The organism is Arhodomonas aquaeolei DSM 8974 (assembly GCF_000374645.1).
Lineage (GTDB): Bacteria > Pseudomonadota > Gammaproteobacteria > Nitrococcales > Nitrococcaceae > Arhodomonas > Arhodomonas aquaeolei.
In genome coordinates this window covers 1-5,249 of record NZ_KB894838.1, presented here as the reverse complement: position 1 = coordinate 5,249, position 5,249 = coordinate 1, and the positions used below count along the sequence as shown (strand labels likewise).

The window sequence follows — 5,249 nt, the reverse complement described above, 5'->3', positions numbered from 1 at the left end:
AGTGTGTGGTGGGTAGTTTGACTGGGGCGGTCTCCTCCCAAAGAGTAACGGAGGAGCGCGAAGGTACCCTCAGCGCGGTCGGAAATCGCGCCTTGAGTGTAAAGGCATAAGGGTGCCTGACTGCGAGACAGACACGTCGAGCAGGGGCGAAAGCCGGCCTTAGTGATCCGGTGGTTCTGTATGGAAGGGCCATCGCTCAACGGATAAAAGGTACTCCGGGGATAACAGGCTGATTCCTCCCAAGAGTCCACATCGACGGAGGAGTTTGGCACCTCGATGTCGGCTCATCACATCCTGGGGCTGTAGCAGGTCCCAAGGGTATGGCTGTTCGCCATTTAAAGTGGTACGCGAGCTGGGTTTAGAACGTCGTGAGACAGTTCGGTCCCTATCTGCCGTGGGCGTCGGAGATTTGAGAGGATCTGCTCCTAGTACGAGAGGACCGGAGTGGACGTACCTCTGGTGTTCCGGTTGTCACGCCAGTGGCACTGCCGGGTAGCTACGTACGGACGGGATAACCGCTGAAAGCATCTAAGCGGGAAGCCCCCCTCAAGATAAGATCTCCCCGGGGACTCGATCCCCCTGAAGGGCCGTGGAAGACCACCACGTTGATAGGCCGGGTGTGGACGTGCAGTAATGCATGAAGCTAACCGGTACTAATTGCCCGTGCGGCTTGGCCATATAACACCCAAGCAGTCTGAGACCAATGCGCATGTCCAAGTGCGCGTGCGACTTCCCGATCAAACGGCCCGCGCGGCCCTCCACAACCGCGCTCAGGCCAACCGGCTCGCCTGGCGAATATAGCGAGTGGGAACCACCCGATCCCATACCGAACTCGGAAGTGAAACCACTCCGCGCCGATGATAGTGCCGCCTCGCTGTGGTGCGAAAGTAGGTCATCGCCAGGCTCTTACTCCAAAACCCCCGGCCCTTAAGGACCGGGGGTTTTTTTATGGGCCCTCCGGCGACCAGGCCTGACTCCGCTCCCGGTGATGATCGTACCGTTACTGGGCGGTGGGATGCCCCCGGAAGTGATACGTTATGGCGATCGAGCCCGGCCACGCTCGACATGGCCGGCCACGAACGGCGACAACGAGCGGAAACGACAGAGCGATGGCGGTACAGGAATACGAGATCGCGGACGACCTGCTGGCGTTCATCGACGCGGCGCCGTCCCCCTGGCACGCGGCGGCGATCATGGCCGCGCAGCTGGAGGCGATGGGCTTCGAGGAGCTGCGCGAGGACGAGGCCTGGACACTGGCGCCGGGGCGTGGGTATTTCGTGCGCCGCGGCGGTGCGAGTCTCATTGCATTCCGCGTCGGGCGGGACCCGGCCGCGTCCGGGCTGCGCATTATCGGCGCGCACACGGACTCCCCGGGCTTTCGGATGCGGCCGGAGGGCTCGACGGCCGGCGAGCCGTCGGCGGCTCTCGGTGTCGAGATCTACGGCGGACCCATCATCGCGACGTTCGCGGACCGGGACCTCACCCTCGCCGGCCGCGTGTGGTGCCGTGGTCAGCACGGCGAGCCAGTGCCGCTGCTCTATGCCGGGGACCGGCCCCTGGTGCGTCTGCCCAACCTCGCAATACACCTCAATCGGGGGGTCAACGAGGACGGTCTCAAGTTCCAGCTGCAGGACCAGCTCGGCATGGTCTTCTCTGACCGTGCGAACAATGGTCTCACCCCCTTCCTCGCCGAGGAGCTCGGTCATGACCCCGGCGCGGTGCTCGGCTGGGAGCTGGCGCTCACCGATACCCAGCCCGGCACGCGTTTCGGTGCGGACGGCGAATATATCGCCAACGGCCAGATCGACAACCTGGCGAGCTGCCACGCCGGTCTGTGCGCGCTGGTCCAGGAGGCGCCGGCGGAGGGCGTCACGTTGCTCGCCTGCTTCGACCACGAGGAGGTCGGTAGTGAGTCCCACCGCGGTGCCGCGGGCACGTTCCTGCCGGCGACGGTCGAGCGGATCCTGGCGGCCACCGACGCGGCCGCCGGGCGCGAGGCGATCTTCGCGCGCAGCTGGGTGGTCAGTGCGGACATGGCCCATGCCTGGAATCCGAACTTCCCGCAGGCCTACGACCAGCGCCACGCGCCCCGGGTAAACGGCGGTCCGGTGATCAAGCTCAACGCCAAGCAGCGTTATGCCTCGGACGGCGAGGGTGAGATATACTTCCGTCACGCCTGCGAGCGCGCCGGCGTGCCGGTACAGCGCTACGTTCACCGCAACGATCTGCCCTGCGGCAGCACGATCGGACCCATCACCGCGGCACGGCTCGGTATCCGTACCGTCGACGTCGGCGGGGCCATGTGGGCCATGCACAGCGCCCGCGAGTCTGCGGGGGCGCTGGATCCGGCGTATCTCGTTTCCGCCTTCCGCGCCTGTCTCTCCGAGGTCTGAGCCGATGAGCACCGAGAACGCCGGTGACGGGACCAGCGCGAGCCGACGGGTCCTCGCGGCGCTGGCGGATGGTGAAGTGCATTCCGGGCAGGCCCTGGCCGCGAATGCCGGGGTCTCCCGTGCGGCGGTCTGGAAGGCGGTGGAGGCGCTACGCCGCGCCGGCCATGAGATCGTTGCCGAACCCGGGCGTGGCTACCGCGCCGTCGCCCCTTATGTGCCGCTGTCGAAGGCCCGGATCCGCGACGCGCTCACGGGAGTGAATGCCCCCGAGCTGCAGGTGCTCGAATCGATAGATTCGACGAACGCCGAGCTGCGCCGCAGTCCGCCGGAAGCGGGGCGCGTCGGAATCGTCATTGCCGAGCGTCAGACGGCGGGGACCGGCCGGCTCGGCCGCGCCTGGGCATCGCCCCCCGGCGGCGTCTATATCTCCGTTTCCTGGCCGTACCGCAACCTGGAACGCGGCCCCACCGGACTGACCCTGGCCGTGGGTGTGTGTGTCGCGGAGCGGCTGCGCGCGCTGGGTGTCGGGCGTGCCGCCGTCAAATGGCCGAACGACGTCTGGGTGGATGGCCGCAAGCTCGCGGGGATTCTGACAGAGCTCAGCGGTGATCCCACCGGCCAGTGCCGGGTCGTCGTGGGTATCGGGGTGAACTGGCGCTCTGGCGACGCGGAGGACGGCAGCGGCCTCGCGGCGCCGTCGGTGGGGGTCGCCGATATCGTGTCCGAACTCGATCGCAATACGCTGGCGGCCGGTGTGGTCAATGCGGTGGTCGAGGCGTGCGCGACCGTCCCGGCACGCACCGCAACCCTGCTCGCAGAGCGCTGGCCCGGGGTGGACCTGCTCGCGGGGCAGGCGGTGGTGATCCATCTAAGCGACCGCCGGGAGGAGGGCACCGCCCGCGGTATCGATACCGACGGCGCACTGCTGGTGGAGACGCCCGGGGGCGTCTCCCGGTTCTTCTCCGGCGATGTCCGGGTGAGGCCAGCGTGATGCGATTACTCTTCGACGTCGGCAACAGCCGGGTGAAATGGGCCATCGTCGACGCGGGAGAGATCCGACACAGTGGCGTGCTGCCGCCCGGTGCGGGCAACCGCGCGGCCATCGAGGCGGGTCTGGATGGGCTTCCGGCCCCGGACAGCGCCGCCGCGATCTCCGTTGCCGCCCCGGGGCGGATTGACGAGCTCGCCAGCGTGTGTCGAGAGGCCTTCGGCCTCGAGCTCGAAGTGGTCTGCACGCCGACGGAAGGCGGCGGTGTGCAGGTCGCCTATCACCGCCCGGTCGAGCTGGGCACGGACCGGTGGGCGGCAATGGTCGGTGCGCTCGCGCATGGCTGGCTGCCGGCCATCGTCATCGATTGCGGGACGGCCGTCACCATCGACCTGCTGGGCGAGGACGGCCGTCATCACGGCGGCATGATACTGCCCGGCCTGGGCACCATGCGGCGGTCGCTGCATGCCGGTACCCACGGCCTGCCCGCCGTCTCCGACGGTGCGCTGCCCCTGCTCGCCGACAATACGGCGGACGCCATCCGAGCTGGCACCTTCCATGGCCTCGCGGCAATGATCGGGGGGCTGGAGGCGGTGATACGGCGTGCCCATGGCGAGGAGCCGGCCACTGTCATCACCGGCGGCGATGCCCCCGCGCTGCGCGGGCATCTCCCGGGGCACGTGGAGTTCGCGCCGCAGCTCGTCCTGGAGGGGCTGGCGCATTACCTGGACATGCGCGACGCAGAATGACGTGTTTGCCTGGCTTTTGCCGAGCCACTATTATCTAGCGTCCAGGCTGGCGTAGCTCAGTTGGTAGAGCAGCTGATTTGTAATCAGCCGGTCGCAGGTTCGACTCCTGTCGCCAGCTCCAGTCAATCAAGGGACTTATGGAACGCTCGCCCTCACAGGCGGGCGTTTTTTGTGGGCGGCTGTCCACACCCTGTCTACGATATGCCAATGGGTTCAGTCGCACCGCATCCCCCAGGTGATCCAGCGCAGAGTCGGCACGACGTCCCCCCGTTTTCAGTAGCACTCTAGTATGGAGTCCGAGGTTAATGGTAGCGACTTCTGGCTGAGTCGCTCGGCATAGCCGCTCGGCGTCAGCCCATCGAGTACCTTCTTCGGTCGTTCCTGGTTGTATTCGCGTTGCCAGGCCGTGATCTCCGCCACGGCGTGGGCCATGCTGACGAACCAGTGTTCGTTGAGGCATTCATCGCGAAAGCGGCCATTGAACGACTCCACGTAGGCGTTCTGGTTCGGCTTGCCCGGTTCGATGGGCCGGAGCTGGACGCGGTTTTCGTAGGCCCAGCCGAGCATCGCCTTTCCGCTGAACTCCCGGCCGTTGTCCGATCGGATGACCTGCGGCAGTCCGCGGCTCTCGCCCAGTTGCTCCAGCACGCCAACGACCTGTCGTCCGCTCATCGCGTACGCCGGCACCAGGGCGACGCACTCATGGGTGGCATCATCGACAATGGCCAGGCACTTGATCGCCCGCCCGTCAGCGACACGGTCGAAGACGAAGTCCAGCGACCAGACCTCATTGGCGGCGCCCGGACGCACCAGCGGCTGACGATCCGCCAACGGCACCTTCTTGCGCTTTCGACGCCGCACCTGAAGCCCCTCCGCGGCGTACAACCGCTCAACTCGCTTGTGGTTGACCGTCCAGCCCTGCTGGCGCAGCTTCAGGTAGATCATCGCCGCGCCGTAGCGTCGATGACGGTGCGCCAGGCGCAGGATCTCTTCCCGCAACGCCCCGTTGCGATCGGCCGCCGGCCGATAGCGCAGCGCGCTCGCACTCATGCCGATCACCGCCAGCGCGCGACGCTCGCTCAACCCGCGGCCTTTCATCTGACGCACCAGCTCGCGCCT

The 5,249-nt window shown here is 66.8% G+C and carries 4 protein-coding genes, 1 tRNA gene and 2 rRNA genes; 6 read left to right on the top strand and 1 reads right to left on the bottom strand.

What is annotated here, in order from left to right:
• The 6 genes from C516_RS0117935 to C516_RS0117910 form a co-directional block, all read left to right on the top strand.
• Positions 1-678 (top strand): 23S ribosomal RNA (locus tag C516_RS0117935); the annotation flags it as partial.
• Between the two features lie 109 nt (positions 679-787).
• A 5S ribosomal RNA gene (gene rrf, locus C516_RS0117930) occupies positions 788-904 on the top strand.
• Positions 905-1,109: 205 nt separating this feature from the next.
• Positions 1,110-2,393, top strand: a complete 1,284-nt coding sequence (locus C516_RS0117925; protein ID WP_018719797.1) for a M18 family aminopeptidase — start codon at positions 1,110-1,112, stop codon at positions 2,391-2,393.
• Positions 2,394-2,397: 4 nt separating this feature from the next.
• Positions 2,398-3,384, top strand: coding sequence for a biotin--[acetyl-CoA-carboxylase] ligase (locus C516_RS0117920; protein WP_018719796.1), 987 nt, complete (start codon positions 2,398-2,400; stop codon positions 3,382-3,384).
• Entirely contained in the window at positions 3,384-4,130 is a 747-nt protein-coding gene (locus C516_RS0117915; protein WP_018719795.1) for a type III pantothenate kinase, read from the top strand. Before C516_RS0117920 ends, C516_RS0117915 begins: the two co-directional genes overlap by 1 nt.
• Positions 4,131-4,175: 45 nt before the next feature.
• Positions 4,176-4,251 (top strand) — tRNA-Thr (locus tag C516_RS0117910).
• Between the two features lie 152 nt (positions 4,252-4,403).
• Here C516_RS0117910 and C516_RS20200 read toward each other — a convergent pair.
• On the bottom strand, positions 4,404-5,249 hold an 846-nt coding region (locus C516_RS20200), incomplete at its 5' end, for an IS3 family transposase (protein WP_018719794.1).